Below are 25,741 nucleotides of genomic sequence, written 5' to 3' on the forward strand. Positions count from 1 at the left end.
TTCCCAGCACATCATGCGATGTGATCGGTGAGATGTGATGCAGGACACGTTTTGTACTACTGGCGACTCGCAGTCCGGAAGGTTCGGGTGCTTCGCCGACTCGACAATGCAAGCCGGAAACGCCGGTACAATGCGCCCATGTCGACCTACACACTGCATCAGGGCAGCGCACCGCTGCTTGTCAGCCTGCCGCACGACGGCAGCCGGATTCCCGATTCGATCGCCGCGCGGATGACGCCGGCGGCGCAGCGCTCGCCGGACACGGATTGGCACGTGGGGCAACTGTACGCGTTCGCGCGCGAACTGGGGGCGAGCATCCTGCAGCCGCACCACTCGCGTTATGTGGTCGACCTCAATCGACCCGCGGATGGCCATGCGCTGTATCCCGGACAGAGCGAGACCGGCCTGGTGCCGACCATCATGTTCGACGGCGAGCCGATCTACCGGGACGGCGAAGCGCCGGACGCCGAGGAAGTGGCGGCGCGGGTGGAGACCTACTGGCGCCCGTATCATCGGGCGTTGCAGGAGGAACTCGCGCGCCTGAAGGCGCAGCATGGTCGGGTGGTGCTGTGGGAAGGGCACTCCATCCGCGCGGTGGTGCCGATGCTGTTCTCGGGGCGGCTGCCCGATTTCAATCTCGGCACCAACGCCGGAGAGAGTTGCCGGCCCGATCTGTGCGCGGCGCTGGACGACGTGCTGGGCGGTCAGAATGCCTACACGCATGTGGTCGACGGACGTTTCAAGGGTGGCTACATCACCCGCCATTACGGATCGCCCAGTGAGGGCGTCGACGCCGTGCAGCTGGAGCTGGCGCAGAGCAACTACATGGACGAAGCGAGCTTCGAATACCTCCCCGAGCGCGCCGAACGCGTGCAGGGAATCATCCGCAGTCTGCTGCAGACCTGTCTGGACGACGCCGGCGCCTGATGCGCCGGCCGAGGGTCAGGGCGTAGCGCGGCCGGGTGCCGCGATGCACTTCAGTTCGATCGCGATGGGCGTTGGCAGTGCGTCGATGCCCAGCGTGGTGCGGCAGGCATCGACCCCCTCGAAGTACTCGGCGTAGAGGCGGTTGTAGGCGGCGAAGTCGCGTGCCATGTCGGTCAGGAACACGGTCACGTCGACCAGGTCCTCCCAGCGCGCCCCGCTGGCTTCCAGTACCGCGCGCACGTTGGCGAAGACCTGCTTGCACTGCGCCTCGATGTCGTAGGCGATCAGTTTGCCATCGGCATCGTATTCATTGCCGGGAATGGCGTTGTCGTCCGGGCGTCGGGGGCCGACGCCGGACAGAAAAAGCAGATCGCCCACGCGACGCGCGTGCGGGTAGGCGCCGACGGGCGGCGGCGCGGTGCCGGTGCGGATGATATCGCTCATGCGTCCTGCTGCGCCCAGCGGGTCTGCAGGGTATCGAGCGCCTGCTTGTAGGAGGTCTCCATAGTCTCGAGGCTGGAGACGTCCAGGCCGAGGTCGTTGATATGCCCGTCGGAAAGCCCGTATACCCAGGCATGTACGCGCAGCGGCTGGCCGCGGGCCCAGGCTTCTTGCACGATAGTGGTGGCGCACACGTGCATGGCCTGCTCGATGGCGTTGAGTTCGCACAGGCGGTCGTGACGCTGCTCAAAGCTGAGCTCGTCGCCGAGCGCGTGGATGTGGTGGTTGGCGACGTCCTCGACGTGCCGCAGCCAGTTGTCGATCAGGCCCAGACGCTGTTTCTTGAGCACCGCGCCGACGCCGCCGCAGGCGTAGTGACCGACCACCAGAATGTGTTCGACTTTCAGCACCTCGACCGCGAACTGGATCACCGACAGCGCATTGAGATCGGTGTGCACGATGACATTGGCGACATTGCGATGGACGAAGATCTCGCCGGGCGGCAGGTCGACAATCTGCGTGGCGGGCACGCGCGAATCCGAACAGCCGACCCAGAGGAACTTCGGTGCCTGCTGCTTCGAGAGCTGCTCGAAGAAATGCGGGTCTTCAGCCTGGATGCGCTCGGCCCATTGCTGGTTGTTGGCGAGCAGTTCCTTGATGCGTGGCATGTTTTGGGCGCTCCTGATGGGAATGTTTCAGTCGTGAAGAAGAAGTGGGCGGGCCGTTACGGTGTGTGCGGCGTCGCGATGCAGACGTTCTTGGCCTCGGTGAAGAAGCGCAGCGCCTCGACGCCGCCTTCCCGGCCGACGCCGGATTGCTTGACGCCGCCGAACGGCGTGCGCAGATCGCGCAGCATCCAGCAGTTGATCCAGACGATGCCGAACTCGAGGGCGGCGGCCATACGCTGGGCGCGATCGATGTCGCGCGTCCACAGCGAGGCGGCCAGGCCGTAGTCGGTGCCGTTGGCGATGGCCAGCGCGTCGGCCTCGTCCTCGAACGGGATCAGCGTGACGACCGGGCCGAAGATCTCTTCCTGGTTGGTCGCGCAGTCGGCGGGCAGGCCTTCGATCACGGTGGGGGCGATGAACCAGCCTTCCGAGCAGCGTCCCGACGGGCGCACCGCCTCGCCGCCGCAGAGGATCGCGCCGCCTTCCTCGCGCGCACGCTCGATGCAGGCCGAGACCTTGTCGAAGTGCGCTTGGGAGACCAGTGCGCCGAGGTCGCTCGCAGGATCTTCCGGGTCGCCGGTGCGCAAGGCTTCGACACGTTCCAGGTAGCGCGTGCGGAAGTCTTCATAAATCGAGCGCTGTACCAGCAGGCGCGAGCCGCACAGGCAGATCTCGCCCTGGTTGGCGAAGCCCGAGCGCACGATGGTGTCGAGGTTGGCGTCGGACAGGTCGGCGTCGGCGAACACGATGGCGGGATTCTTGCCGCCCATCTCCAGCGACACTTTCTTGAACTGTGCGGCGGTTGCCGCGGCGATGGCCGCGCCGGTGCGGGTGGAACCGGTGAACGAGACCGCCTTTACCTTCGGGTGCGCGACCAGCGGCGCGCCGACGGCCGGACCCTCGCCGTGGACGATGTTGAGCACGCCGGCGGGCAGGCCGGCTTCCAGCGCGACTTCGGCCAGCATTGTCGCCGTACACGGAGTGATCTCGGATGGCTTGGCCACCACCGCATTGCCGCAGGCCAGGGCCGGGGCGATTTTCCAGGTGAACAGATACAGCGGAAGGTTCCACGGACTGATGCAGGCCACCACGCCGAGCGGTTGGCGCAGGGTGACGTTGATCGCCTGGCCGGGCATGGCGTGGGAAGTGCCGTCCCAGGTTTCGACGGCCGATGCGAAGAAGCGCAGGTTCGCCACGGCACGCGGAATGTCGACATGTCGGGCCAGCTTCACGGGTTTGCCGCTGTCGCGCGATTCGGCGGCGGCGAAGGCATCCACGCGCTGCTCGACGAGGTCGGCCATGCGCCGCAGCAGCGCCGCACGCTCGCCGGTCGGGCGGTGCCCCCAGTCTGCGGCCGCGGCGGTCGCGGCGGCCACGGCGCGTTCGACATCGGCCGCGTCACCGTCGGCGCAGCGCGCGTAGACGCGGCCAGTGGCCGGTTCATGCACGTCGCGCCAGCGGCCGCTCGCGGCCTCGACCAGGCGGCCGTCGATCAGGTGCGGGAAGCTCGGCGTATCCATGCCGCGAAGCTTAGCGACCTTTGGTCGCAGCGTCAGCGTTGACAATGCGGGCAGGTGAACATCGGCCGGCCGCTGAGCTCGCTGCGCATGATCGGCGTAGCGCAGCGCGCGGCAGGGCTGGCCGGCACGGTTGGCTCAGGACAGGCTGCGCGTGCGCCCACCGTCGACCGCGATGCACACGCCGTTGACGTACGCGGCAGCCGGCGTGCACAGGAAGGCCGCGACGGCTGCGACTTCCTCCGGCTTGCCGAAACGGCCGGCCGGCACCAGCGCACGCATGTTCGCGGCGACCGTGTCCTCGCTGACGTTCTGCGCCTTGGCGCGGCCGGCGATAAGGCTTTCCAGGCGACCGGTCTCGGTGAAGCCGGGCAGCACGCTGTTGACGGTGATGCCGTCGGCGGCCAGTTCACCGGCCAGGGTCTTGGCCCAGCTGGCCACGGCGGCGCGCACGGTGTTGGACACGCCCAGGTTCGGAATCGGTTCCTTCACCGAGGTCGAGATGATGTTGACGAGGCGTCCGTAGCCGGCTTCGCGCATGCCGGGGAGCACGGCCTGAAGCAGGACCTGCCCGGCCAGGACATGCTGCCCGAAGGCGCTTTCGAAGGCATCGGGCGTCGCCTGGTTCGCCGGGCCCGCCGCGGGTCCGCCGGAGTTGTGGATCAGGATCTGAACGGGGTGCGCCGCCACGTGTGCTTCGAGCACGGCGGCCAGCTGCGCACGGTCGCTCATGTCGGCGATCAGTGCATGGTGATGCTGTGTCGCATGCGTGCGCGGCAGGGTTTCCGCCAAGGTCCGCAGGACGTCCTCGGAACGCGCCAGCACGGTGACATCCGCGCCCAGCGCGGCCAGCTCCATGGCGGTGGCGCGGCCGATGCCCTTGGATGCGCCGCATACCAGCGCGTGGCGGCCGTTGAGTTCCAACTTCATGCGTATCTCCTGACGGGCCGGAACCGGGTTCCCGGCGGAATTCAGTGCGCGGTGGTGGCCTGGATGACCAGCACGCCGATCCAGCATGGCCAGGCCAGCCAGGGCGCATAGCGCCAGATACGGTGCCAGCGGGTCAGTTCGGCGTCCTCGAACAGTTCGGGCACGTTGCTGCGCAGGACCTGCTGCAGCCGCGCCCAGGTGCGCACGCGGCTGGGGCGTCCTTCGTCGGGGCAGGCGATGATGCGCCACTTGTCGGCGTAGCGCTCGCGCATGATGCGGACGAAGCGCCACTGCGCATACAGGTGCATGGCGAAGCCGACCGCGCCCGCGACCAACAGCAACAGGTACAGCACGCTGAGAAAGGTGGAGTTCACGGCGTCGTGTCCTTGGACGAGGGCAGGATCAGCGAGCGTAGCGTGGAGAGCGCTCCGGACGAAGTCTTGGGGTCGGGCTTGGAGCAGATGGCCTCGGATGCGGCCTTGGCATAGCGCGGCGTCATCACGCCGACGTACAGCGGGCCGGTGGGGCCGTGCGCGATCTGGAAACTGCCGGTCGCGGCCATCTTCACCGGCGAGTCCGCGGAGAAAGCGGTCGGCGACTGTTCCCAGTAGGTGCTGCCGTCGAGTTGCTGTCCCGAGCTGTAGATCACCAGGTAGCGCGCATGCGGACTGTCCACGGTGAGGCTGCCCAGCGCGCCGGTGGTGGACTGGCTCCAGCCGATGTATTCGCACTGATCCACATCCAGGGTCTGCATCGGCCGGTAATCGGCGTCCAGCAGCACCGCGGACGGCGCGAACAGATAGCTCGAATGCAGCCAGCGGCCGGTCATTTCCGATTTCAGCACGACCTTGTACGGCAGGCTGTGTTTCTCCGGCAGCTTGAAGGTCAGGAAATAGCTGCGCGTGCCGTTGAAATCGGCCACGGGCAGATTCGACTCGATGTCGAACCGCTTCGGTTTCGCCGGCAGCTCGCGGTGGAACGAGAACTGCGAAAAGCGCGTGCAGCACGGATCGGCCTTCTGCAGGGCCGCCATCGCCGCGTCACGGGTACCCGGGCGCGGCGTGTCGTCCTTGGTCGGAGTGTGCGAGACGCAGGCGCACAGACCCAGGAACAGGGACGGGAGCAGAAATGGAAGCGGGCGTCGGAACGGCATGGCGGACGGTCAGAATTCGGCGCTTCCTGCGACTCGGGGATAGGGGATCGCATCGCGGATGTTGGCGATGCCGCAGATGTAGCAGAGCAGCCGCTCGAAGCCGAGGCCGAAGCCGGCGTGCGGCACGGTGCCGTAGCGGCGAAGGTCACGGTACCAGTCGTAGGTTTCGGGGTCGAGACCGAACTGCTGCATGCGCGCGTCGAGCTGTTCGAGGCGCTCTTCGCGCTGTGCGCCGCCGATGATCTCGCCGATGCCGGGAGCCAGCACGTCCATCGCGGCGACGGTCTTGCCGTCGTCGTTGAGGCGCATGTAGAAGGCTTTGATTTCCTCCGGGTAGTTCATCACCACGACCGGACGGCCGACGTGCTCCTCGACCAGGTAGCGCTCGTGCTCGGTCTGCAAGTCCACGCCCCAGGCGACCGGGAACTCGAACTTCTTGCCGGACTTCTTCAGGATCTCGATGGCGTCGGTGTACTCGATGCGTTCGAACGGCGCGTCGACGAACGCCTCCAGGCGCGTGATGGCTTCCGGGTGCACGCGCTGGGCGAAGAACGCCATGTCGTCGGCGCGCTCTTCCAGCACGGTGCGGAAGATGGCTTTCAGGAATGCCTCGGCCAGGTCGGCGTTGTCGTTGAGGTCGGCGAAGGCGATCTCCGGCTCGACCATCCAGAACTCGGCCAGGTGGCGCGCGGTGTTGGAGTTCTCGGCGCGGAAGGTCGGGCCGAAGGTGTAGACCTTGCTCATGGCCAGGCAGTAGGCCTCGACATTGAGCTGGCCGGATACGGTCAGGAACGCCTCGCGGCCGAAGAAGTCCTTGCGGAAATCGATCTTGCCGTCGTCGTCGCGCGGCAGGTTGGCCAGATCCAGCGTCGACAGGCGGAACATGTCGCCCGCGCCCTCGGCGTCAGACGTGGTGATGATCGGCGTGTTGATCCAGTAGAAACCCTGCTCGGTCAGGAAGCGATGGATCGCCATCATCACCGTATGGCGCATGCGCGTGACGGCGCCGAACAGATTGGTGCGCGGGCGCAGGTGGGCGACTTCGCGCAGGAATTCCATCGAATGCTGCTTGGGCTGGATCGGGTAGGTCTCGGGATCATCGACGAAACCCACCACCTCGACCTTCGTGGCCTGGATCTCGAAGCCCTGGCCCTTGCCTTGCGAGATGACCAGGGTGCCGGTGACGATCACGCTGGCGCCGGAGGTCAGGTGCAGGACTTCATCCTGGTAATTGCCCAGATCGGCCGGCACCACGGCCTGGATCGGCGCGAAGCAGGAGCCGTCGCTGATGTTTATGAACGAGAGTCCGGCTTTGGAGTCGCGCCGGGTGCGTACCCAGCCGCGGACCGTGACTTCGCTGCCTTCACCGGGCGTGCCGGCGAGAGCCTGCTTGACGCTGACCACCGTCATATCGATTGAAACTCCAGCTGGGACGCCGCATATCGGCGTCGAGAACAAGGCCGTCCATGATAGTCGACCTGCGGGTACGGTCGCGAGTCCGGCAACAAGCCCATCGGTCATAAGTGGCCGAGCGGGATTCGACGCTCCGTTGGGTTCCGGGTGGCTGGGCGCGTACACTAGTAGACAGATTTCCGAGCACCGTCCCATGAATATCCAGATCACCGACAACGCACGTGAACGCATGAAGAGCTATCTGGCCGGCCATCCACAGGCCAGCGGCGTACGTTTCGGCGTGCGCCGCACGGGTTGTTCGGGCTTCGGCTACGTGATCGAGTTGGCTGGGGAATCCCACGACGGCGACCAGGTGGTCGAGGTCGATGGTGTGCCGCTGGTGATCGACGCCAAGAGCCGGCCGCTGGTCGACGGCACTGTGATCGACTTCCAGCGTCAGGGGCTGAACACCAGCTTCGTGTTCCACAACCCCAACGCCACCGGCGAGTGCGGGTGCGGCGAAAGTTTCACGGTCGATCCGCAGGGCGACTGAACGCGGACGTGATCCGCCGCGTCCCCGCGGATCAATAGCTTGCGCGCCCGTTCCGGGCATCCTACAATTCCGCTTCTGTCCAGGGCAGATTCGCTCTGGATGGAACCTTGCCTCACCGCTTAGGCGGGAGGCTGCCTGCCTCGCGCATGCCGCGAGGAGACATCCACAAGGAGACAACATGCGTCATTACGAAGTCGTGTTCCTGGTCCATCCGGACCAGAGCGAGCAGGTGCCGGCCATGGTCGAGCGCTACAAAGCGCTGATCGAAGAGCAGGGCGGCAAGATCCACCGTCTCGAGGACTGGGGCCGTCGTCAGCTGGCCTATAGCATCGAGAACCTGGCCAAGGCCCACTACGTGCTCATGAACATCGAGTGCGGCCAGGAAGTCCTGAACGAGCTGGAGTCGGGCTTCCGCTTCAACGATGCGGTTATCCGTCACCTGGTCATCAAGCGTCCCGACGCCGACACCGAGCAGTCGCCGATCCTGAAGAGCAAGGAGAAGGAAGACGCCAAGTCCAGCAGCCGCCGTCGCGACGATGACGACAGCGACAGCAAGGGCGACGACAAGTCGGATTCCGATAACGACAACGATCGCGACAGCGACGACTGAGCCGGGAGAGAGCCATGTCCAAGTTTTTCCGCCGCCGCAAGTTCTGCCGCTTCACCGCCGAAGGCGTGAAGGAGATCGATTACAAGGATCTCAACACCCTGCGTCAGTACATCACCGAGACCGGCAAGATCGTGCCGAGCCGCATCACCGGCACCAAGGCGCGTTATCAGCGTCAGCTGGCCACTGCGGTCAAGCGCGCGCGTTTCCTGGCGCTGCTGCCGTACACCGACAGCCACGACGCCTGAGCAACGTGCACCGCGCGCCGTCCGTTCGAGCGGGCGGCGCGTTTTTCATTCGGACAACCGTCCAGGGCTGCGTCGCCTCAACGGCGCTAACGAATCGAGAGTCATCCCATGGAACTGATCCTGCTTGAGAAAGTGAAGAACCTCGGCAACCTTGGCGACAAGGTCACCGTGAAGCCGGGCTACGGCCGCAACTACCTGCTGCCGCAGGGCAAGGCCGTGCCGGCCAATGCCGAGAACCTGGCCGAGTTCGAGAAGCGTCGCGCCGAGTACGAAGCCAAGGCCAAGTCGCTGCTGGACGGCGCCGAGGGCCGCAAGGCCAAGCTCGACGGCGTCGAGCTGACCATCTCCGCCAACGCCAGCCCCGAGGGCAAGCTGTACGGCTCCGTCGGTCCGCGCGAGATCGCCGAGGCGCTGGAAGCCAAGGGCCTGGAAGCCGACAAGGGTGAGATCGTGCAGCCGGAAGGCGCGATCCGCGTCACCGGCGAGTACGAAGCCCACATCGTGCTGCACGCCGACGTGCAGGCCACGATCAAGGTGGTCGTCAGCGGCGAATAACCGCTCACGCCATCGTGGATGCGGACGGGCGCCCTCGTGGCGCCCGTTCTGTTTTGGGTCGCGCGTCGCCCATACACGCTTTTCCACAGAAGATCACAACTTATCCACAGACTTATTGTCTCGACATCTGCGACAGTGATTCGCATGATGAGATGTCGTCCGACAGGGATTCGAAAATGCCCATGCTGCCCGAACGCAACGAATCGCCTTCTATCGAAACCTTGCGCGTGCCGCCGCACTCGATCGATGCCGAGCAGGCGGTGCTGGGTGGACTGATGCTGTCGCCGGAGGCGTTCGACCGTGTCGCCGACCGGCTCGTCGAGGACGATTTCTACCGCAGGGACCATCGCCTGATCTGGCGCGCGATCACGGGGCTGGCCGACCGCGGCATGCCGTTCGACGCGGTGACCCTGGGCGACTGGTTCGAGGCCAACGAGCTGACCGAGATGATCGGCAGTCCGGGCTATCTGGTCGAGCTGGCCAACAGCACGCCGAGCGCCGCCAACATCACCGCCTACGCCGACATCGTGCGCGAGAAGTCGGTGCTGCGGCAGCTGATCGACGCCGGTACCACCATCACCGAGGACGGCTACCGGCCGGAAGGGCGCAGCACGCAGGAAGTGCTGGAGGCGGCCGAGCAGAAAGTGTTCCACATCGCCGAGGCCGGCGCGCGCGGGCGCAAGAGCACCGTGCCGATGCGCGAGGCGGTCAAGGACGCCTTCCGTGTCCTGACCGAGCGCTATCAGAACCGCGGTCAGCTGACCGGTCTGCCGACTGGCTTCAACGATCTCGACGATCGCACCGCGGGCCTGCAGCCGTCCGATCTCATCATCGTCGCGGCGCGTCCGTCGATGGGCAAGACCGCGTTCTCGGTCAACATCGCCGAGCACGCGGCGATCCGCAGCAAGAAGCCGGTCGTGGTGTTCTCGATGGAAATGTCGGCCTCGCAGCTGGCCTTCCGCCTGATCTCCTCGGTCGGTCGCATCCATCAGCAGAACCTGCGCAGCGGCGACCTGGCCGAGGAGGACTGGCCGCGTGTCACCTCCGCCATCACCATGCTTTCGGACGCCAAGATCTTCATCGACGACACGCCCGCGCTGTCGCCGGTGGAGCTGCGTTCGCGCGCGCGCCGTTTGCAGCGCGAGCACGGCAGTCTGGGTCTGATCGTGATCGATTACCTGCAGCTGATGCAGGTGCCCGGAAACAAGGAGAATCGCGCCACGGAAATTTCAGAAATTTCGCGTGGACTGAAGGCCCTGGCCAAGGAGCTCAGTGTTCCCGTGATCGCGCTGTCCCAGCTCAATCGTTCCCTCGAACAGCGTTCGGACAAGCGGCCGATGATGTCGGACTTGCGCGAATCGGGCGCCATCGAGCAGGACGCCGACGTGATCCTGTTCATCTACCGCGACGAGTACTACAACCCGGAATCGCCGGACAAGGGCAAGGCCGAGATCATCATCGGCAAGCAGCGTAACGGTCCGACCGGCACGGTGAAGCTGACCTTCCTGGGCCAGTACACCAAGTTCGAGAACTTCGCGCCGGAGAGCTACGAGGGCGCGTTCGAGTAACGCCGCTGCTCGCGTACATGCCGTAACTTCCGCATCCATGAGCCGTCTCGCCACCGCCACCATCCATCTCGGCGCGCTGCGCCATAATCTCGCTTGCGTGCGCGAGCAGGCTGCCGGCGCGCGGGTGATGGCCGTGATCAAGGCCGATGCCTACGGACACGGACTGGAGCGCGTGGCACGCGCGCTGAGCGATGCGGATGCGTTCGGCGTGGCCGCCATCGCCGACGGGCTGCGCTTGCGTGCGGCGGGACATCGGCAGCGCATCGTGGTGCTGTCCGGGCCGGACAGCCCAGCCGATCTGGCCGAGATGCGGCGGCTGAATCTGGACGCGGTGATCCATCATGACAGCCAGCTGGCGTGGCTGGCCGCCGATGCCGATCCGCGACCGCTACGCGTCTGGCTGAAGGTCGATTCGGGCATGCATCGACTGGGTTTTCCCGCCGCGCGTGTCGCGCAGGTGCACGCGCAGCTGGCGGCGATGTCCAACGTCGACGACGAAATCGTGCTGATGACGCACTTCGCCGCGTCCGACGAATTCGAGAATCCGCTGACGCACGCGCAGATCGAACAGTTCGAGCAGGCCGTCGCCGGGTTGCCCGGGCCGCGTGCGCTGTCCAATTCCGCCGGCGTGCTGGGCTGGCCTGGCGCGCGTGGCGACTGGGTGCGCGTAGGCGGGCTGCTGTACGGGCTTTCGGTGGTCGAGGGCAAGACCGGCGCCGACTTCGGCTATCGTCCGGCGATGACCCTGCGCACACGGCTGATTGCCGTGAACGAGCTGAAGAAGGGCGAGCGCGTCGGCTACGCCGCGACCTGGGCCGCGCCCGAGGACATGCGCATTGGCGTGGCCGCCATCGGCTACGGTGACGGCTACCCGCGCAGCGCCGGCTCCGGAACGCCGGTGCGCATCCGCGGCGTGGACAGCGCCATTGTCGGTCGCGTGTCGATGGACCTGATCACGCTGGATCTGCGTGACGTGCCCGATGCCGAAGTCGGCGATGAGGTGACGTTGTGGAGCGCGAATCTTCCAGCCGAGCGTATTGCGGCGGCGGCGGGAAGCATCAGCTATGAGCTGACCTGCGGCATGACCCGACGCGTATTGTTCGTCGAAGACGACGCCTGATCGCAGTCGCTGCGTATCGCCTGCTGCGACGTACTCGCGCTATCGTGCCGCAGGTCCGCGCGGGAACCCTGTTCCGTCCGCGCCGTTTCAGAGCATTCACGAGGATATCCATGGCCAAGGCCAAGACCGCCTACGTCTGCGGCGACTGCGGCGCCGAATACACCAAGTGGCAGGGCCAGTGCGTGGCTTGTGGCGCCTGGAACACGCTGAGCGAATTCGTGGTGCAGCCGGCTTCGGCGGGCCAGAAGGAAAGCGTGGGCGCGCGTCGCGACGGCTATGCCGGCGCCAACACCGAGGCGGCCAAAGTGATGCCGCTGACCGAGGTCGCCGCCGAGGTCGAGTCGCGCACCCTGACCGGCATCGGCGAACTGGATCGCGTGCTGGGCGGCGGCCTGGTCGACGGCTCGGTGGTACTGATCGGCGGCGATCCCGGTATCGGCAAGTCTACGCTGCTCCTGCAGATGCTGGGCACGATCGGCGCGAAGCTGCCGGGCGTGTACGTCACCGGCGAGGAATCGCTGGGGCAGGTGGCCTCGCGCGCACAGCGGCTCGGCCTGTCGCTGGAACCGCTGCAGGCGCTGGCCGAGACCGGCATCGAGCGTATTCTCGACCAGGTCCAGCACAGCAAGCCGCGCGTGCTCATCATCGATTCGATCCAGACCATCTGGACCGACCTGCTGACCGCCGCGCCGGGCTCGGTCAGCCAGGTGCGCGAGTCGGCGGCCAAGCTGACGCGATTCGCCAAGCAGACCGGCACCAGCGTGCTCCTGGTCGGCCACGTGACCAAGGAGGGCGGTATTGCCGGCCCACGCGTGCTCGAGCACATGGTCGACGCGGTGCTGTATTTCGAGGGCGAGTCAGGCAGCCGCTTCCGCGTGCTGCGTGCGTTCAAGAACCGCTTCGGCGCGGTCAACGAGCTGGGCGTGTTCGCGATGTCCGACAAGGGCCTGCGCGAGGTGCCGAATCCGTCGGCGATCTTCCTGTCCGCACATGCCTCGCCGACGCCGGGCAGTGCGATCATGGTCACGCGCGAAGGCACGCGGCCGTTGCTGGTGGAAGTCCAGGCGTTGGTCGATCAGTCCTCGCTGGGCAATCCGCGACGTGTGGCACTGGGCCTGGAGCAGAATCGTCTGGCGATGCTGCTGGCGGTGCTGCACAGGCATGGCGGCGTCGCGGCCTACGACCAGGACGTGTTCGTCAACGTGGTCGGCGGCATTCGTGTGCAGGAGACGGCGGCCGATCTGCCGGTGCTGCTGGCCGTGCGCTCGTCGCTGCGCGACCGACCGCTGCCGGACAAGACCGTCGCCTTCGGTGAGGTCGGGCTGTCGGGCGAGATCCGCCCGGTGCCGAACGGCGAGGAACGGTTGAAGGAAGCGGCGCACCACGGTTTTCTGCGTGCCATCGTGCCCAAGGCGAACTTGCCCAAGAAGAAGCAAATCGGCGACATGCAGATCATCGGTGTGGAGCGCCTGTCCGAAGCCCTCGACGCGGCGGGCTGAGCCGTGAGGGGCCCTCCGCGAGCGGTTTCGGTATCGGCGTGATACAGCTGGCGGTCAGGTCAGCGGACGATGCAGGATCAGCTCGAGTACGAACTTCGTGCCGAAGAACGCCAGCATCAGCACGGCCATGCCGATCAGGGTCAGGTTGACCGCCCGCATGCCGCGCCAGCCGAACTTCCAGCGTCCCCAGAGCAGGGCGCCGAACACCAGCCAGGCGATGATCGACAGCACGGTCTTCTGCACCAGGTGCTGGCCGAACAGGTTGTGCACGAACACGATGCCGGTGAACAGGGTCAGCGTCAGCAGGGTGAAGCCGGCGTGGATCAGGCGGAACAGCAGGGTTTCGGTCAGCGTCAGCGGCGGCAGCGCGCGCAGCCAGTGACCGAACTGACTGCGTCGCAGGGCGTGCTCCTGCACGGCCAGCAGGATCGCCAGGACAGCGGCGATGGACAGTACGCCGAAGGCGAGCAGGGCGACGGTGACGTGCAGCTTGATCTGCCAGTCCATCGGCATCGGCCGCGTGGGCGGAGCAAGGAACACGTCGACAGCCAGCAGCAGTGCACTCAGCGGAAACACGATCACACCGAGTCCGGCGACCGGGCGCGAGAGATTGACCAGCAGCGTCAGCGCCGACACCACCCAGGCCACCAGCGACAGCGCGGCGAAGAAATGCAGATCCAGCGCGCCGCGATGGATGCCCAGCAACACGGCGGCATGCGCCAGCACGGCCAGCACCGCCATGCTCATGGCGGCGCGAGTCAGGGGCTTGCCCGTACTCAGCAGCGGCCGCGCCAGGGCGGCGGCGGCCCCGAGATACAGGACGATGGCGAGCAGCGCGGAAATGGTCTTCAACATGACGCGCAAGTGTCGCACAGCGATTCGGTCCCGTGAATGGCTTGCAGGCGGCGGCCGTGCAGGTGTCGTGGTTTGCGTCGTCGTCGGACGCGCTGCGCGGGTGATGACGGGTCGTTCCCGGAGGCACTTGCAATATTTAGATATTTGTCTAATTATCTAGATGTATTCGACGAGCGCTCTTCCATGAAACAGCAGGAAGTCTTCAAGGCCATGGCCGATCCGACACGACGCGCGATCCTGAAGCGCCTGCAGGATGGCGCGCTGACGGCTGGTGAGATCGGCGAGACCTTCGACATCACGGCGGCCTCGCTCTCGCATCATTTCGCTGTACTCAAGCGCGCCGATCTGGTGCGCACCGAGCGGCGTGGTCAGTTCATCGTCTATTCGCTCAACAGCACCGTGTTCGAGGATCTCGCGCGGATGCTTTTCGACCTGTTCCCCGGGCGGGGGCGGTCCGGAGACCAGTCATGAAATTCCATCGCAGTGTGTGGGTCACGGTGTCCTTCCTGATTATCGGTGCCGTTGCGGCCTGGTGGCTGTGGCCGGAGCTGCCGGCGCGTGTGCCGTCGCACTGGAACGCCGCGGGCGAGGTTGACCGAACCATGCCGCGCCTGTGGGCAGCGCTGTTCCCGATACTGACCGTGGCCGGGTTCGCGGCGCTGAGCTGGCTGCTGGCGTTCATTTCACCGAACCGCTACCGCGTCGGCGCCTTTGCCTCGGTCTATTTCGGCCTGATGTTGGCGATCCAGGGGTTCGTGCTGGTGCTGGGCATCTGCATGCTGCTGTTCGGCGCGGGCTACCCGCTGCCGATGCCGAAAGTCGCGGTGCTGGGCCTTGGAGCGTTGTTCACGATCCTGGGCAACTACATGGGCAAACTGCGGCGCAACTTCTTCATCGGCATTCGCACACCATGGACCATCGCCAGCGAAGCGACGTGGGAGCGCACGCATCGATTGGGCGGCAAGCTGTTCGTGCTGGCCGGCTTGACGATGCTGGTGGGGACGCTGTTCGGCATGCCGTTCCCGCTCGCGATGGGGGTGCTCCTGGTCGCCGGACTCTTTCCGGCGCTGTATTCCTACGTGATCTACCGGCGCGTTGAGGGACCGCCGCACGACTGACGCGATGCTGCGGCTCGCGACGTCCTCCATTTCCAGGGAGTCTTTTGATGAAACGTCTTGCCTTTCTGGCGGCCTGTCTTGTCGCCTTGCCGTCCTTCGCCCAGTCCGTTCCGAATTGCATGCAGCGCTCGCAGCAACTGCTGGATGCGCTGAAGGCGCACAACTACGCGGCAGCCACCAAGCACTTCGATGCGCAGGTGGCTGCGGTGGTTACGCCCGATCGTCTCGAGCAGGTGTGGGCGCGCGGGCTGCCGATGCGCTTCGGCGACTACGACGCCCTCGCCAAGGGGCAGAAGCCGAAGCGGCAGCCCGACGGGGTGATCGTGACACCATTGCACTTCGCGCGCGGTTGGTTCCACATGCGCGTGACCTGCAATACGAAGGGCGCGATCTCCGGGTTCCGGTTCCTGCCGGGGCGGACCGCACGTCCGGGCGAGGCGGAACATGCCGGACCGAAGGCCGCGCATGGCGACTGGGGCACGAGCACGCCGATCGAGGTGACGTCGCCGTGGGGACCACTACCGGGGTTGCTGACGCTGCCCAAGGGGAAGGGGCCGTTCCCGGCGGTGGTGCTGGTCGGCGGTTCGGGACCGCACGACTACGATGAGACGATCGGCCCGAACAAGCCGTTCCGCGACATCGCGCGCGGACTGGCCGCGCATGGCATCGCCTCGTTGCGCTACGACAAGCGGACCTACGCCTTTCCGCAGCGCAGCGAGCGCGACATGCGCATGACCATCGACGAGGAGGTCACGGACGATGCGATCACGGCGGCGCATCAGCTGGCTTCCCACGCGAACATCGATTCGCGCCGCGTGTTTCTGGTCGGGCACAGTCTGGGTGCGATGCTGGCGCCGCGCATTGGTCGACGCGATCCGTCGCTGGCCGGTCTGGTCCTGTTGGCCGCGCCGGCGCGTTCGCTTCTTACGGTTATTGGTGAGCAAACGCGTGAACTCGGTCCGGGGCGCGGGCTGTCGCCGCAGCGCATCGCGAAGGCCGAGGCCGCACGCCGCGACGAACGCAAGTTGCTGGCCAGCGCCGATCCTGCGCATCCGCCGAAGGGGCGCTATCTGCATGCGCCGCAGAGCTACTGGATGAGTCTGCGCGACTACGACCAGGTCGCGGTGGCGCGCTCGTTGCACATGCCGATGCTGTTCTTGCAGGGCAAGGCGGACTTCCAGGTATCGCCCACGCACGACTTCGCACGCTGGAAGCAGGTGTTCGCCAACGATCCGGCCGTGCATTTCCAGGCCTATCCGGGGCTCAGTCATCTGTTCATGCACGCCGGCAAGACGCGCACGGTGGCCGATTACATGAAGCCCAGGCACGTGGCGCCGAAGGTGATCGACGACATGGCGGCCTGGATCCTGAAGCAGCCGCTTCGGACGGCGCATTGAGCATGCTTAGTCGCGCGGCGGCGCTGGCAGCCGTGCGTTGCGCTGGAAGCTGAAGATCAGGTTGGTCTCGATGTGCGCGACTTCCTTGCGCGTGGTGAAGGCGTCCAGGGCGAAATCGCGCAGGCGCTGGCTGTCGCGCACCGCCACGTGCACCAGGAAGTCGTTGCCGCCGGCCACGTGCCAGAAGCTGAGTACCTCCGGCAGCGTCTTCAAGTACGTGTCGAACGCGGCGACGTCGGTGCGCGCATGGCGTTCCAGGCGCACGCTGATCATCGCCTGCAGGCCGATGCCCAGCGCCTGCGGGTCGATTTCGGCGTGATAGCCCTGGATCATGCCGCTCTCGCGCAGGCGGCGCACGCGCTCCAGGGCGGTCGACGGCGCGACGCCGACTTTCTCGGCCAGCGTCTTGTTGGGCAGCCGAGCGTTCTTTCGCAGTGCGTCGAGAAGGGCGTAATCGATTCGATCGAGTTGCATGTTTCGCACCACTTGCGAAATTAAATTCGGTTCATGGGTATATCGAGCTTTTTTGATTCTAGCATGGGGTCTTATTTTCGAACTTGAGGCCCTGGCCATGTCGCATCCCGAAACCCTCGGCGTCCACGCCGGCCGCGAAGACTTCGCCGAACTGGGTGTGCACGCACCGCCGCTGGATCTGTCGACGACCTATCCGGTGCGCGATCTCGGCGTCGGCACGGCCAGCTTCGACGCGCTGGTCGGCGGGCAGGCTAGCGCCGAGAACCCGATCTATGCGCGTCTGCACAATCCGACCGTGGCCCGCTTCGAGCAGGCGCTGGCGCAGTTGGAGGGCACCACCGACGCAGTCGCCTTCGGTTCGGGCATGGCTGCGCTGTCGGCATGTCTGCTGGCCGCCGGTCAGCGCGGCAAGCACGTGCTGGCGGTGCGTCCGGTGTACGGCACCAGCGATCATCTGCTCGATTCCGGTCTGCTTGGCATTCCGGTGCGCTGGGTGAAACCGGACGAGATCGCCGGCGCCGTCGACGCGGACACCGCGCTGGTGATGATCGAGACGCCGGCCAACCCGACGCTCGAATTGATCGACATCGCCGCCGTGGTGAAGGCTGCGGGCGACGTGCCCGTGCTGGTCGACTCGACCTTCGCCACGCCGGTGCTGCAGCAGCCGGCGAAGCTGGGCGCGCGCCTGGTCATGCATAGTGCGACCAAGTTCCTCGGCGGCCACGGCGACGTCATCGCCGGCGTAGTGGCCTGCGACGACGACTGGGCGAAATCGCTGCGCCAGGTGCGCGCGGCGACCGGCGGTCTGCTGCATCCGCTCGGCGCCTACCTGCTGCATCGTGGCCTGCCGACGCTGGCGCTGCGCGTGGAGAAGGCGCAGGCCAATGCTGTAGAGATCGCGAAGCGCCTGCAGGCCCATCCGCTGGTGGCGAGTATCAGCTATCCCGGCCTGCGTGAAGACGTCAATGCGCGACTGGTCGGCACGCAGATGCGCGGACCCGGAAGCCTGATGGCGTTCGAGGTGCATGGTGGCCACGCGGCGGCGGCGCAGGTGATGGCGGCAGTGCGGCTGGCGACGCCGGCAGTGAGTCTGGGGTCGGTGGACACGCTGATCCAGCATCCGGCGGGTCTGACGCACCGCACTCTGGATGCCGGTACGCAGGAGGATTGCGGTATCACGCCGGGGATGCTGCGCCTGTCGGTCGGCATCGAGCACGTCGAGGACATCTGGAGCGACCTCGAAAGCGCTCTGGAAGCGTCCGTGGGCGCGAAGGTGGCTTGATCCAGGACGGGCGGTGCCCCGCCCGCAAGGTATTTCGGCACGATGATGGGCCGCTTTGATCTCGATCAAGGCGGCCTATGTCTTTTTGTCTATCCTGAAAGTCGTATTGCAGCACATCGTTATTCATGTAGCGCGTGCCGCAATCCCGCCCCGTGAGGACGCCGTGGTCACCTTCCGCGTCTGCGTGCATATCGTCACGGGCAACGTTGCAGCAGCGGGTACACGCGGAAGTCGGGACGCGAACCACAAGCCATCGCGTCTTTTCGGGGAGTCGAAAAATGAATAGGCAAGCAGCAAGGGAGTGCCGGCCACGCGGTATCCGTTTTCTGGGCTGGTTGATTCTGCCCATGGTCTGGGTGCTGCTGCATGCCGGCCCCGCGTTGGCGGTGCCGTCCTACGCGCGTCAGACACATCTGCCCTGTTCTTCCTGCCATGTCGGTGCGTTCGGTCCCGAGCTGACGCCGTTCGGGCGCGAGTTCAAGCTCAATGGTTACACCATGAAAGTGGGCAACGACGCCAAGATTCCGCTATCGGCGATGATGGTCGAGTCCTTCCTGCACACCGGGCAGGTGCAGGATCCCGCCGATCTGGGCAAGCCCTTCAAGGGGAACAACAACTTCTCGCTGGATCAGGCTTCGGTATTCCTCGCCGGACGCATCAGCAAGCACGCGGGCGTGTTCGCGCAGGCGACGTATTCCGAGGTGGGCGGTCTGCTGGGTTGGGACAACGTGGACGTGCGTTACGCGCGGCCCTACAGCCACGGCAAGCACAATGGGGTATGGGGCATTTCGATCAACAACAATCCCACAGTCAGCGACGTGTTCAACAGTGCGCCGGCGTGGATGTTTCCCTACATGAGCTCGGATCTGGCGCCGGGCGCGCCGGCCGCGCCGATCATTCTGGACGGCATCGGCGGGCAGTCCATCGGTGCCACGGGTTACACCCAGATTGATGGCAAGTGGTATCTGGAGGCGGGCGGTTACCGGTCGCTGTCGGTGGCATGGACGAACAAGGTCAATGCCGGCTACGACGGCAAGCTTTCCGGCTTCGCCCCGTATGCGCGCCTGACCTACACGAAGGCGGTTCCGAACGGTGATTTCACGCTTGGTGGCTTCCTGTTCGACGTCAATCGCGGCGCCGTGGGCGAGGACGTGAACGGGCACGCGATCCCGCTGCCCGGTCCGACGGACGACTATCGCGATCTCGGTCTCTCGGGCGATTACGAGTATTACCGCGGCGACAACATCTTCACGGCCAACGCCCTGTACGTGCACGAGCGGCAGACGCTGAACAGCACGTTCCTCGATGGCGGTTCCACGCACCTGCGCAACACACTCGACTCGTTCAACCTCAAGGGCAGCTACTGGTACCAGAACACCTACGGCGTGAGCCTGGCGCAGTTCGTCTACGACGGCAGCAACGACCTGGCCTTGTATGGCAACAATGGCTCGCCCAACACCGAGGGAGGCATCGTCGAGGTCGATTACAACCCGTTCGGCAAGTCCGATTCGTGGAAGCAGCCGTACGTCAATGTCCGCGTCGGTCTGCAGTACACCTGGTATACGAAGTTCAGCGGCCTGGTGCACAACATCGATGGCGCGGGGCGTAATGCCAGCGGCAACGATGCGACCTATCTCTACCTGTGGCTCGCACTCTGAGCGCCATCGCGACACGGCGTGAAACGAAAACGGCAGACCTCGAGGTCTGCCGTTTTCGTTCAGCAGCAGGGAAGGGGATTCAGGCCAGATCGAAGCGATCCAGGTTCATCACCTTGGTCCAGGCCGCGACGAAGTCCTGCACGAATTTCCCGGTCGCATCCGTGCTGGCATAGACCTCGGCCAGGGAGCGCAGGATCGAGTTCGAGCCGAACACCAGGTCGGCGCGTGTGCCGGTGTACTTCACTTTGCCGGTGGCCCGGTCCTTGCCCTCGTAGACGTCGCCGTTGCGGGTCCACTCGGTGGACATGTCGAGCAGGTGGACGAAGAAGTCGTTGCTCAGCACGCCCGGACGGTCGGTAAACACGCCGTGTTGGCTATCGTCGTAATTCGCGCCCAGTACGCGCAGGCCACCGACCAGCACGGTCATCTCCGGCGCGGTCAGGGTGAGCAACTGGGCCTTGTCGACCAGCAGGCGCTCGGCGTCGATGGCCGACTTGGCCTTCTCGTAGTTGCGGAAACCATCGGCGAACGGTTCGAGGTAGGTGAACGACTCGACATCGGTCTGCTCGATGCCCGCGTCCACGCGACCCGGCGCGAACGGCACCTCGATATCCAGGCCGGCCGCCTTGGCCGCCATCTCGATGCCCACGCCGCCGGCCAGCACGATCACGTCGGCCAGCGAAGCCTTGCCCGAGGTCTTCTGGATCTCTTCCAGCTTCGGCAGCGCCTCGATGGCCTTCTTGTTGACCGCCCAGTCCTTCTGCGGAGCCAGCCGGATGCGCGCGCCGTTGGCGCCGCCGCGCTTGTCGCCGCCGCGGAAGGTCGAGGCCGAGGCCCAGGCAATCGACACTAGTTGCGACACGCTCAGGCCGGAGGCGGCGATCTTCGCCTTCAGGTCGGCGATATCGGCCGCGGTCGGGTTATGCCTGGCTGCGGGCAGCGGGTCCTGCCACAGCATGTCCTCGGCCGGGACTTCCGGACCCAGATAGCGCGACTTCGGACCGAGGTCGCGATGGGTCAGCTTGAACCAGGCGCGGGCATAGGCTTCGGCGAAGGCGTCCGGGTCGTCGCGGAAGCGGCGCGAGATTTTCTCGTAGGCGGGATCGAAGCGCAGCGACAGGTCGGTGGTCAGCATGGTCGGTTTGCGCTTGGGCGAATCCGGCGTCGGCCCCGGAATGATCGCGTCGGCACCCTTGGCCACCCACTGCTGCGCGCCGGCCGGACTCTTCTCCAGCTCCCACTCGAAGTCGAACAGGAATTTGAAGAAGTCGTTGCTCCACTTCACCGGCGTGCTGGTCCAGGTCACTTCCAGGCCGGAGGTGATCGCGTCCTTGCCGACGCCGCTGGCGTGCTTGTTGTGCCAGCCGAAGCCCTGCGCCTCGAGTGGGGCAGCTTCCGGTTCGGTGCCGACGTTATCAGCCGAGGCGGCGCCGTGGGTCTTGCCCAGGGTGTGGCCGCCGGCGATCAGGGCGACGGTTTCCTCGTCATCCATCGCCATGCGCTTGAAGGTCTCGCGGATGTCGTGCGCGGCAGCGACCGGGTCGGGGTTGCCGTCCGGGCCTTCGGGATTGACGTAGATCAGGCCCATCTGCACGGCGGCCAGCGGGTTGTCGAGATCGCGCTCGCCCGGCTTGCTGCTGGCGTAGCGGCTGTTCGGCGTGTCGCTGGTGGCCAGCCATTCGGTCTCGTCGCCCCACGACACGTCCTTGTCCGGTTCCCACACGTCCTCGCGGCCCGCGGCGAAGCCGAAGGTCTTGAAGCCGGTGGATTCCAGCGCGACGTTGCCGGCGAGCACGATCAGATCGGCCCAGGAAATCTTCTGTCCGTACTTTTGCTTGATCGGCCACAGCAGACGGCGCGCCTTGTCCAGGCTGACGTTGTCGGGCCAGGAATTGAGCGGCGCGAAACGCTGCTGGCCGCGCCCGGCGCCGCCGCGGCCGTCACCGATGCGGTAGGTGCCGGCGCTGTGCCAGGCCATGCGGATCATCAGTCCGGCATAGCTGCCGAAGTCGGCCGGCCACCAGTCCTTGGAGTCGGTCATCATGGCCAGCAGGTCCTTCTTCAGCGCGGCGTAGTCCAGTTTCTTGAACTGTTCGCGGTAGCTGAAGGCGCCGTCGAGCGGGTTGGACTTCTCCGAGTGCTGGCTGAGCAGTTCGAGACGCAGTTGCTTGGGCCACCAATCCTTGTTGGTGGTGCCGGTGGTGGCGGGGTGGAACGGACACTTCGATTCGGCGGACATGGCTTCTCTCCTTGGGTGCGGATGGATCGACCGTTTTCGGACTTGCCCGTGCGTCGGAAACGTCCGTCGCGCGGCACCTGCAGGCTCATCGTGTCGAGATGGAGTGCGGCGGCGCGAGTACGGCGATCCTGGTCGGCGTGCGGGCTACTTGAGTCAATTTACGCCTGCGCAGCGATCAGTAGAATTCGATTGTTCCAATGCAATCCATAGCTTCTGGCTATGATCGTTGCGAAGCTGCAGCCGATCCATCACAGCATGCCAGAGGCTCCGTGACGCTACGCTGTCCGTGGTGTGACGCTCAGCCCAGTTGCTTCAGGCGATACAGCGCTTCGAGCGCTTCGCGGGGGCTGAGGGCGTCGGGGTCGAGTTCGGCCACGGCGCGGTCCACGGCCGAGGGCGCGGGCGGAGCGAATAGTCCCATCTGCGGTGAGGCCTCGCTCGATGCACGAGGCGGCGGTGCGGAAGACGCGACGTGCATGCCCTGTTCCAGCTGCTCCAGCGTGCGCCGCGCATCGGCAATCACCATCTTGGGCAGGCCGGCCAGAGCGGCGACCTGCAGACCGAAGCTGCGGTTGGCCGGACCTTCCTTCACCGCGTGCATGAACACCAGTTGCTCGCCGTACTCGACGGCGTCCAGGTGCACGTTGACCACGCCGTCGATCTCGCCGGCCAGTTCAGTCAACTCGAAGTAGTGCGTGGCGAACAGGCTGAAGGCGCGATTGTGCGCGGCCAGGTGCACGGCCGCTGCACGGGCCAGGGCCAGGCCGTCGTAGGTGGACGTGCCGCGGCCCACCTCGTCCATCAGCACCAGGCTCTGTGCGGTGGCGTTGTGCAGGATGCTGGCGGTCTCGCTCATTTCCACCATGAACGTGGACTGGCCGCGCGACAGGTCGTCGCCGGCGCCGATGCGCGTGAAGATGCGGTCAATGGGGCCGATGCGCGCCGCGCTGGCCGGCACGTAGCTGCCGATGTGCGCGAGCAGCGCGATCAGCGCGTTCTGGCGCATATAGGTGGACTTGCCGCCCATGTTCGGGCCGGTGATGACCAGCATGCGACGGGCGTCGTCGAAGGCCAGATCGTTGGGCTCGAACGGTTCGTCGCGCACGCGCTCGACCACGGGATGTCGGCCGGCTTCGATGTGGATGCCGGGTGCGTCGTCGAGCACCGGCGCGCACCAGTTCAGCGTCTCGGCACGTTCGGACAGGTCGGCCAGCACGTCCAGTTCGGCGATGGCTTCGGCGGCGTCGCGCAGGCGCACGAGGTCGGTGGCCAGGGTGTCGAGCAGTTCCTCGTACAGCGCACGTTCGCGCATCAGGCTGCGCTCGCGGGCGGACAGCACCTTGTCCTCGAAGGTCTTGAGCTCCTCGGTGATGTAGCGCTCGGCGTTCTTGGTGGTCTGGCGGCGCGTGTAGTGGGTGGGTGCCTTGTCCGACTGCGCCTTGCTGATCTCGATGTAGTAGCCGTGCACGCGGTTGTAGCCGATCTTCAGCGTGGCGATGCCGGTAGCGGCCTTCTCGCGCTGTTCCAGATCGACCAGGAACTGATCGGCGTGTTCGGAGAGTTGGCGCAGTTCGTCGAGTTCGGCGTCGAAGCCGTCGGCGATGACGCCGCCGTCGCGGGTCAGCACCGGAGGACGCTCGACGATCGCGCGCTGCAGCAGTGTGCAGGTGTCGGCGTGGTCGCCGATACGTTCGACCAGTTCGTGCAGCAGCGGACTGTCCAGATCGGCCAGCTTCTCGCGCAGCGAAGGGGCGGCAGCAAGGCCGTCGCGTAGCGTGGACAGGTCGCGTGGTCGCGCCGAGCGCAGCGCGACGCGGGCGAGGATGCGTTCGAGGTCGCCGATGGCGCGCAAGTCCTCGCGCAGCGGTTCGACGCGGCGTTCGTCGAGCAGCGCGCCGATGGCCTGGTGGCGCTTGCGCAACGGTTCACGTCCACGCAGCGGGCGGTGCAGCCAGCGCCGCAGCAGGCGCGCGCCCATTGGCGTCACCGTTTCGTCGAGCACGCCGAGCAAGGTGTGCTCGCGACGGCCTTCGGGATGCGTGTCCAGTTCCAGATTGCGGCGCGTGGCGGCATCCATGGCGATGGTCTCGCCGGCGTTCTCGGCGGCCAGGCCGGTCAGGTGCGGCAGTGCGCTCTTCTGGGTTTCCTCGACGTAGGCCAGCAGGCAGCCGGCCGCGCCGATGGCGCGGTCCAGATTGTCGATGCCGAAGCCGGACAGATCGCGCGTGCCGAAGAAGCGGTTCAGCTCGCGGCGTGCGCTGTCGCTGTCGAAGTGCCAAGGCGGCCGCTTGCGCAAGCCGGGCAGGGCGCTCACGCGGACATCCCAGCGCACGTCCTCGCTGACCAGGGTCTCGGCTGGAGCCAGCCGCGCCAGCTCCGCGCCCAGCGCCTCGGCGTCGGCGACCTCGGTGAGCAGGAAGCGGCCGGCGGTCAGGTCGACCCAGGCCAGGCCGTAGCCCTGCTTGTCGGCGTGGATGGCCAGCAGCAGGTTGTCGCGTCGCTGCTCCAGCAACGCCTCGTCGGTCACGGTGCCGGGCGTGACGATGCGCACCACCTTGCGCTCGACCGGTCCCTTGCTCTTGGCCGGATCGCCGACCTGCTCGCAGATCGCCACCGACTCGCCCAGCTTGATCAGGCGCGCCAGGTAGTTCTCCACCGCGTGATACGGCACGCCGGCCATCGGGATCGGTTCGCCCGCGGACTGGCCGCGCTGGGTCAGGGTGATGTCGAGCAGACGCGCGGCCTTGCGCGCATCGTCGTAGAACAGCTCGTAGAAATCGCCCATGCGAAAGAACAGCAGCACGTCCGGGTGCTCGGCCTTGGCCGACAGGTACTGGCGCATCAACGGGGTATGGCCGGCGAGGTCGTCTTTGTTCATGCAGCGGGCGGCGTTCGGTGAATCGGAGGAGTCGTCCAGTCTACCCGCGACCGGACCTTGCCTGCATGCCCTGATGTGTTTTCCGTGCCGGGTCGGGTGGCGGTACGATCTGGGTTCGGCTGCACGTGGACGATGCGGCTTTCCCGATTCGGAGTGCACAGTGAACATCCCTTGCGAAGCCGATCTGCAGCAGCGCGCCCGCGCCGTGGCGGACGACCTGATGGCGGCCAATCTCATGCTGGTCAGCGCCGAATCGTGCAGCGGCGGCTGGATCGCCAAGATCCTGACCGATCTGCCGGGCAGTTCGGCCTGGTTCGAGTGCGGTGTCGTGGCCTATAGCTACGAGGCCAAGGAGGCACTGCTCGGCGTCAATCCGCGCACGCTGGAGGCGACCGGTGCGGTCAGCGAGGAGACGGTGCTGGAGATGGTCGCCGGTGCGCTGGCGCATCTGGGGGCGGGTGTCGCGGTGGCGGTCACCGGCATCGCCGGACCCAGTGGCGGCACCGAGGACAAGCCCGTCGGCACCGTATGGATCGGCTGGAAGCGGCGAGGCGGCTATGCGCGCGCCGAGCTGTTCCATTTCGAGGGCGACCGAGACGCCGTGCGGCGGCAGACCGTGGCGGCGGCGCTCGACGGCGTGCGGCAAACCCTGACCGCCTGAG

At 66.1% G+C, this 25,741-nt stretch carries 25 protein-coding genes; 14 read left to right on the forward strand and 11 right to left on the reverse strand.

The genetic code is table 11. From position 1 onward, the window contains the following. Window positions 1-138: 138 nt before the first annotated feature. Window positions 139-927 carry an N-formylglutamate deformylase gene (hutG, locus tag BTJ49_RS06560; protein ID WP_113064615.1) on the forward strand — a complete coding sequence of 263 codons (789 nt, stop codon included), beginning with the start codon at window positions 139-141 and terminating at the stop codon, window positions 925-927. Between the two features lie 15 nt (window positions 928-942). On the opposite strand, the gene BTJ49_RS06565 is transcribed toward hutG, so the two are convergent. From BTJ49_RS06565 to asnS, 7 genes are all read right to left on the reverse strand, one after another. Further along, window positions 943-1,371, reverse strand: a complete 429-nt coding sequence (locus BTJ49_RS06565) for a RidA family protein (RefSeq protein WP_113064616.1) — start codon at window positions 1,369-1,371, stop codon at window positions 943-945. Then, window positions 1,368-2,036 carry a carbonate dehydratase gene (gene can / locus BTJ49_RS06570; RefSeq protein ID WP_113064617.1) on the reverse strand — a complete coding sequence of 223 codons (669 nt, stop codon included), beginning with the start codon at window positions 2,034-2,036 and terminating at the stop codon, window positions 1,368-1,370. Before can ends, BTJ49_RS06565 begins: the two co-directional genes overlap by 4 nt. A gap of 56 nt (window positions 2,037-2,092) precedes the next feature. Further along, window positions 2,093-3,556 carry an aldehyde dehydrogenase gene (locus BTJ49_RS06575; RefSeq protein ID WP_113064618.1) on the reverse strand — a complete coding sequence of 488 codons (1,464 nt, stop codon included), beginning with the start codon at window positions 3,554-3,556 and terminating at the stop codon, window positions 2,093-2,095. A 135-nt stretch (window positions 3,557-3,691) separates the two neighbouring features. Further along, window positions 3,692-4,483 (reverse strand): SDR family oxidoreductase, encoded by a 792-nt coding sequence (locus tag BTJ49_RS06580; RefSeq protein WP_113064619.1) that lies wholly within the window; start codon window positions 4,481-4,483, stop codon window positions 3,692-3,694. 41 nt (window positions 4,484-4,524) lie between these two features. Beyond that, window positions 4,525-4,857 carry a hypothetical protein gene (locus BTJ49_RS06585; protein ID WP_113064620.1) on the reverse strand — a complete coding sequence of 111 codons (333 nt, stop codon included), beginning with the start codon at window positions 4,855-4,857 and terminating at the stop codon, window positions 4,525-4,527. After that, complete coding sequence (locus BTJ49_RS06590; protein WP_113064621.1) at window positions 4,854-5,636, reverse strand: MalM family protein; 783 nt, start codon at window positions 5,634-5,636, stop codon at window positions 4,854-4,856. The genes BTJ49_RS06585 and BTJ49_RS06590 overlap by 4 nt, the downstream gene beginning before the upstream one ends. 9 nt (window positions 5,637-5,645) lie before the next feature. Continuing rightward, entirely contained in the window at window positions 5,646-7,046 is a 1,401-nt protein-coding gene (gene asnS, locus BTJ49_RS06595; protein ID WP_113064622.1) for an asparagine--tRNA ligase, read from the reverse strand. Between the two features lie 196 nt (window positions 7,047-7,242). Between asnS and BTJ49_RS06600 the strand changes: the two genes are divergently transcribed. The 7 genes from BTJ49_RS06600 (at window position 7,243) to radA (ending at window position 13,178) form a co-directional block, all read left to right on the forward strand. Further along, window positions 7,243-7,581 (forward strand): iron-sulfur cluster assembly accessory protein, encoded by a 339-nt coding sequence (locus BTJ49_RS06600; RefSeq protein WP_113064623.1) that lies wholly within the window; start codon window positions 7,243-7,245, stop codon window positions 7,579-7,581. Window positions 7,582-7,759: 178 nt separating this feature from the next. Further along, window positions 7,760-8,191, forward strand: coding sequence for a 30S ribosomal protein S6 (gene rpsF / locus BTJ49_RS06605; RefSeq protein WP_113064624.1), 432 nt, complete (start codon window positions 7,760-7,762; stop codon window positions 8,189-8,191). Between the two features lie 14 nt (window positions 8,192-8,205). After that, window positions 8,206-8,436: a 30S ribosomal protein S18 gene (gene rpsR / locus BTJ49_RS06610; RefSeq protein WP_043101463.1), complete on the forward strand. Its 231-nt coding sequence runs from the start codon at window positions 8,206-8,208 to the stop codon at window positions 8,434-8,436. 108 nt (window positions 8,437-8,544) lie between these two features. Then, window positions 8,545-8,991: a 50S ribosomal protein L9 gene (rplI, locus tag BTJ49_RS06615; protein WP_113064625.1), complete on the forward strand. Its 447-nt coding sequence runs from the start codon at window positions 8,545-8,547 to the stop codon at window positions 8,989-8,991. A gap of 176 nt (window positions 8,992-9,167) precedes the next feature. Further along, on the forward strand, window positions 9,168-10,559 hold the full coding sequence (locus BTJ49_RS06620) for a replicative DNA helicase (protein ID WP_113064626.1): 1,392 nt from the start codon (window positions 9,168-9,170) through the stop codon (window positions 10,557-10,559). A 37-nt stretch (window positions 10,560-10,596) separates the two neighbouring features. Beyond that, window positions 10,597-11,679, forward strand: coding sequence for an alanine racemase (alr, locus tag BTJ49_RS06625; protein ID WP_113064627.1), 1,083 nt, complete (start codon window positions 10,597-10,599; stop codon window positions 11,677-11,679). 110 nt (window positions 11,680-11,789) lie between these two features. Next, window positions 11,790-13,178 carry a DNA repair protein RadA gene (gene radA / locus BTJ49_RS06630; RefSeq protein ID WP_113064628.1) on the forward strand — a complete coding sequence of 463 codons (1,389 nt, stop codon included), beginning with the start codon at window positions 11,790-11,792 and terminating at the stop codon, window positions 13,176-13,178. Between the two features lie 54 nt (window positions 13,179-13,232). On the opposite strand, the gene ccsA is transcribed toward radA, so the two are convergent. Continuing rightward, a complete protein-coding gene (gene ccsA, locus BTJ49_RS06635; RefSeq protein WP_113064629.1) occupies window positions 13,233-14,033 on the reverse strand; it encodes a cytochrome c biogenesis protein CcsA in 801 nt (266 codons plus the stop codon). Between the two features lie 183 nt (window positions 14,034-14,216). On the opposite strand from ccsA, the gene BTJ49_RS06640 reads away from it, so the two are divergent. The 3 genes from BTJ49_RS06640 to BTJ49_RS06650 are packed head-to-tail and all read left to right on the forward strand — an operon-like array spanning window position 14,217 to window position 16,548. Beyond that, window positions 14,217-14,504: an autorepressor SdpR family transcription factor gene (locus BTJ49_RS06640; protein WP_113064630.1), complete on the forward strand. Its 288-nt coding sequence runs from the start codon at window positions 14,217-14,219 to the stop codon at window positions 14,502-14,504. Next, window positions 14,501-15,151 carry an SdpI family protein gene (locus BTJ49_RS06645; protein WP_113064631.1) on the forward strand — a complete coding sequence of 217 codons (651 nt, stop codon included), beginning with the start codon at window positions 14,501-14,503 and terminating at the stop codon, window positions 15,149-15,151. Before BTJ49_RS06640 ends, BTJ49_RS06645 begins: the two co-directional genes overlap by 4 nt. A gap of 47 nt (window positions 15,152-15,198) precedes the next feature. Continuing rightward, window positions 15,199-16,548 (forward strand): alpha/beta fold hydrolase, encoded by a 1,350-nt coding sequence (locus tag BTJ49_RS06650; RefSeq protein ID WP_113064632.1) that lies wholly within the window; start codon window positions 15,199-15,201, stop codon window positions 16,546-16,548. Between the two features lie 6 nt (window positions 16,549-16,554). Here the strand turns inward: BTJ49_RS06650 and BTJ49_RS06655 are convergent, their stop codons facing one another. After that, the gene (locus tag BTJ49_RS06655) at window positions 16,555-17,022 is read right to left on the reverse strand and encodes an Lrp/AsnC family transcriptional regulator (protein WP_113064633.1); all 468 of its coding nucleotides are present in this window, start codon (window positions 17,020-17,022) and stop codon (window positions 16,555-16,557) included. Between the two features lie 97 nt (window positions 17,023-17,119). On the opposite strand from BTJ49_RS06655, the gene BTJ49_RS06660 reads away from it, so the two are divergent. Together BTJ49_RS06660 and BTJ49_RS06665 are read left to right on the forward strand one after the other, a co-directional pair. Further along, a complete protein-coding gene (locus BTJ49_RS06660; protein WP_113064634.1) occupies window positions 17,120-18,304 on the forward strand; it encodes a PLP-dependent transferase in 1,185 nt (394 codons plus the stop codon). A gap of 278 nt (window positions 18,305-18,582) precedes the next feature. Next, a complete protein-coding gene (locus BTJ49_RS06665; protein WP_240601759.1) occupies window positions 18,583-19,962 on the forward strand; it encodes a cytochrome C in 1,380 nt (459 codons plus the stop codon). 79 nt (window positions 19,963-20,041) lie between these two features. On the opposite strand, the gene katG is transcribed toward BTJ49_RS06665, so the two are convergent. Further along, the gene (gene katG / locus BTJ49_RS06670; RefSeq protein ID WP_113064635.1) at window positions 20,042-22,201 is read right to left on the reverse strand and encodes a catalase/peroxidase HPI; all 2,160 of its coding nucleotides are present in this window, start codon (window positions 22,199-22,201) and stop codon (window positions 20,042-20,044) included. Window positions 22,202-22,499: 298 nt separating this feature from the next. Then, a complete protein-coding gene (gene mutS, locus BTJ49_RS06675; protein WP_113064636.1) occupies window positions 22,500-25,079 on the reverse strand; it encodes a DNA mismatch repair protein MutS in 2,580 nt (859 codons plus the stop codon). 160 nt (window positions 25,080-25,239) lie between these two features. Between mutS and BTJ49_RS06680 the strand changes: the two genes are divergently transcribed. Beyond that, the gene (locus BTJ49_RS06680; protein WP_240601760.1) at window positions 25,240-25,740 is read left to right on the forward strand and encodes a CinA family protein; all 501 of its coding nucleotides are present in this window, start codon (window positions 25,240-25,242) and stop codon (window positions 25,738-25,740) included. The last annotated feature ends 1 nt before the right edge of the window (window position 25,741 follow it).

This window comes from Oleiagrimonas sp. MCCC 1A03011 (genome assembly GCF_003267965.1).
GTDB lineage: Bacteria > Pseudomonadota > Gammaproteobacteria > Xanthomonadales > Rhodanobacteraceae > Oleiagrimonas > Oleiagrimonas citrea.

Coding starts and splice junctions, on each gene's coding strand:
- BTJ49_RS06600 (WP_113064623.1), top strand. CDS start 7,243: ATGAATATCCAGATCACCGACAACGCACGTGAACGCATGAAGAGCTAT.
- katG (WP_113064635.1), bottom strand. CDS start 22,201: ATGTCCGCCGAATCGAAGTGTCCGTTCCACCCCGCCACCACCGGCACC.
- BTJ49_RS06565 (WP_113064616.1), bottom strand. CDS start 1,371: ATGAGCGATATCATCCGCACCGGCACCGCGCCGCCGCCCGTCGGCGCC.
- BTJ49_RS06620 (WP_113064626.1), top strand. CDS start 9,168: ATGCCCATGCTGCCCGAACGCAACGAATCGCCTTCTATCGAAACCTTG.
- BTJ49_RS06645 (WP_113064631.1), top strand. CDS start 14,501: ATGAAATTCCATCGCAGTGTGTGGGTCACGGTGTCCTTCCTGATTATC.
- BTJ49_RS06660 (WP_113064634.1), top strand. CDS start 17,120: ATGTCGCATCCCGAAACCCTCGGCGTCCACGCCGGCCGCGAAGACTTC.
- BTJ49_RS06640 (WP_113064630.1), top strand. CDS start 14,217: ATGAAACAGCAGGAAGTCTTCAAGGCCATGGCCGATCCGACACGACGC.
- radA (WP_113064628.1), top strand. CDS start 11,790: ATGGCCAAGGCCAAGACCGCCTACGTCTGCGGCGACTGCGGCGCCGAA.
- BTJ49_RS06590 (WP_113064621.1), bottom strand. CDS start 5,636: ATGCCGTTCCGACGCCCGCTTCCATTTCTGCTCCCGTCCCTGTTCCTG.
- alr (WP_113064627.1), top strand. CDS start 10,597: ATGAGCCGTCTCGCCACCGCCACCATCCATCTCGGCGCGCTGCGCCAT.
- BTJ49_RS06665 (WP_240601759.1), top strand. CDS start 18,583: ATGAATAGGCAAGCAGCAAGGGAGTGCCGGCCACGCGGTATCCGTTTT.
- can (WP_113064617.1), bottom strand. CDS start 2,036: ATGCCACGCATCAAGGAACTGCTCGCCAACAACCAGCAATGGGCCGAG.
- ccsA (WP_113064629.1), bottom strand. CDS start 14,033: ATGTTGAAGACCATTTCCGCGCTGCTCGCCATCGTCCTGTATCTCGGG.
- rpsF (WP_113064624.1), top strand. CDS start 7,760: ATGCGTCATTACGAAGTCGTGTTCCTGGTCCATCCGGACCAGAGCGAG.
- rpsR (WP_043101463.1), top strand. CDS start 8,206: ATGTCCAAGTTTTTCCGCCGCCGCAAGTTCTGCCGCTTCACCGCCGAA.
- asnS (WP_113064622.1), bottom strand. CDS start 7,046: ATGACGGTGGTCAGCGTCAAGCAGGCTCTCGCCGGCACGCCCGGTGAA.
- mutS (WP_113064636.1), bottom strand. CDS start 25,079: ATGAACAAAGACGACCTCGCCGGCCATACCCCGTTGATGCGCCAGTAC.
- BTJ49_RS06650 (WP_113064632.1), top strand. CDS start 15,199: ATGAAACGTCTTGCCTTTCTGGCGGCCTGTCTTGTCGCCTTGCCGTCC.
- BTJ49_RS06655 (WP_113064633.1), bottom strand. CDS start 17,022: ATGCAACTCGATCGAATCGATTACGCCCTTCTCGACGCACTGCGAAAG.
- hutG (WP_113064615.1), top strand. CDS start 139: ATGTCGACCTACACACTGCATCAGGGCAGCGCACCGCTGCTTGTCAGC.
- BTJ49_RS06575 (WP_113064618.1), bottom strand. CDS start 3,556: ATGGATACGCCGAGCTTCCCGCACCTGATCGACGGCCGCCTGGTCGAG.
- BTJ49_RS06580 (WP_113064619.1), bottom strand. CDS start 4,483: ATGAAGTTGGAACTCAACGGCCGCCACGCGCTGGTATGCGGCGCATCC.
- rplI (WP_113064625.1), top strand. CDS start 8,545: ATGGAACTGATCCTGCTTGAGAAAGTGAAGAACCTCGGCAACCTTGGC.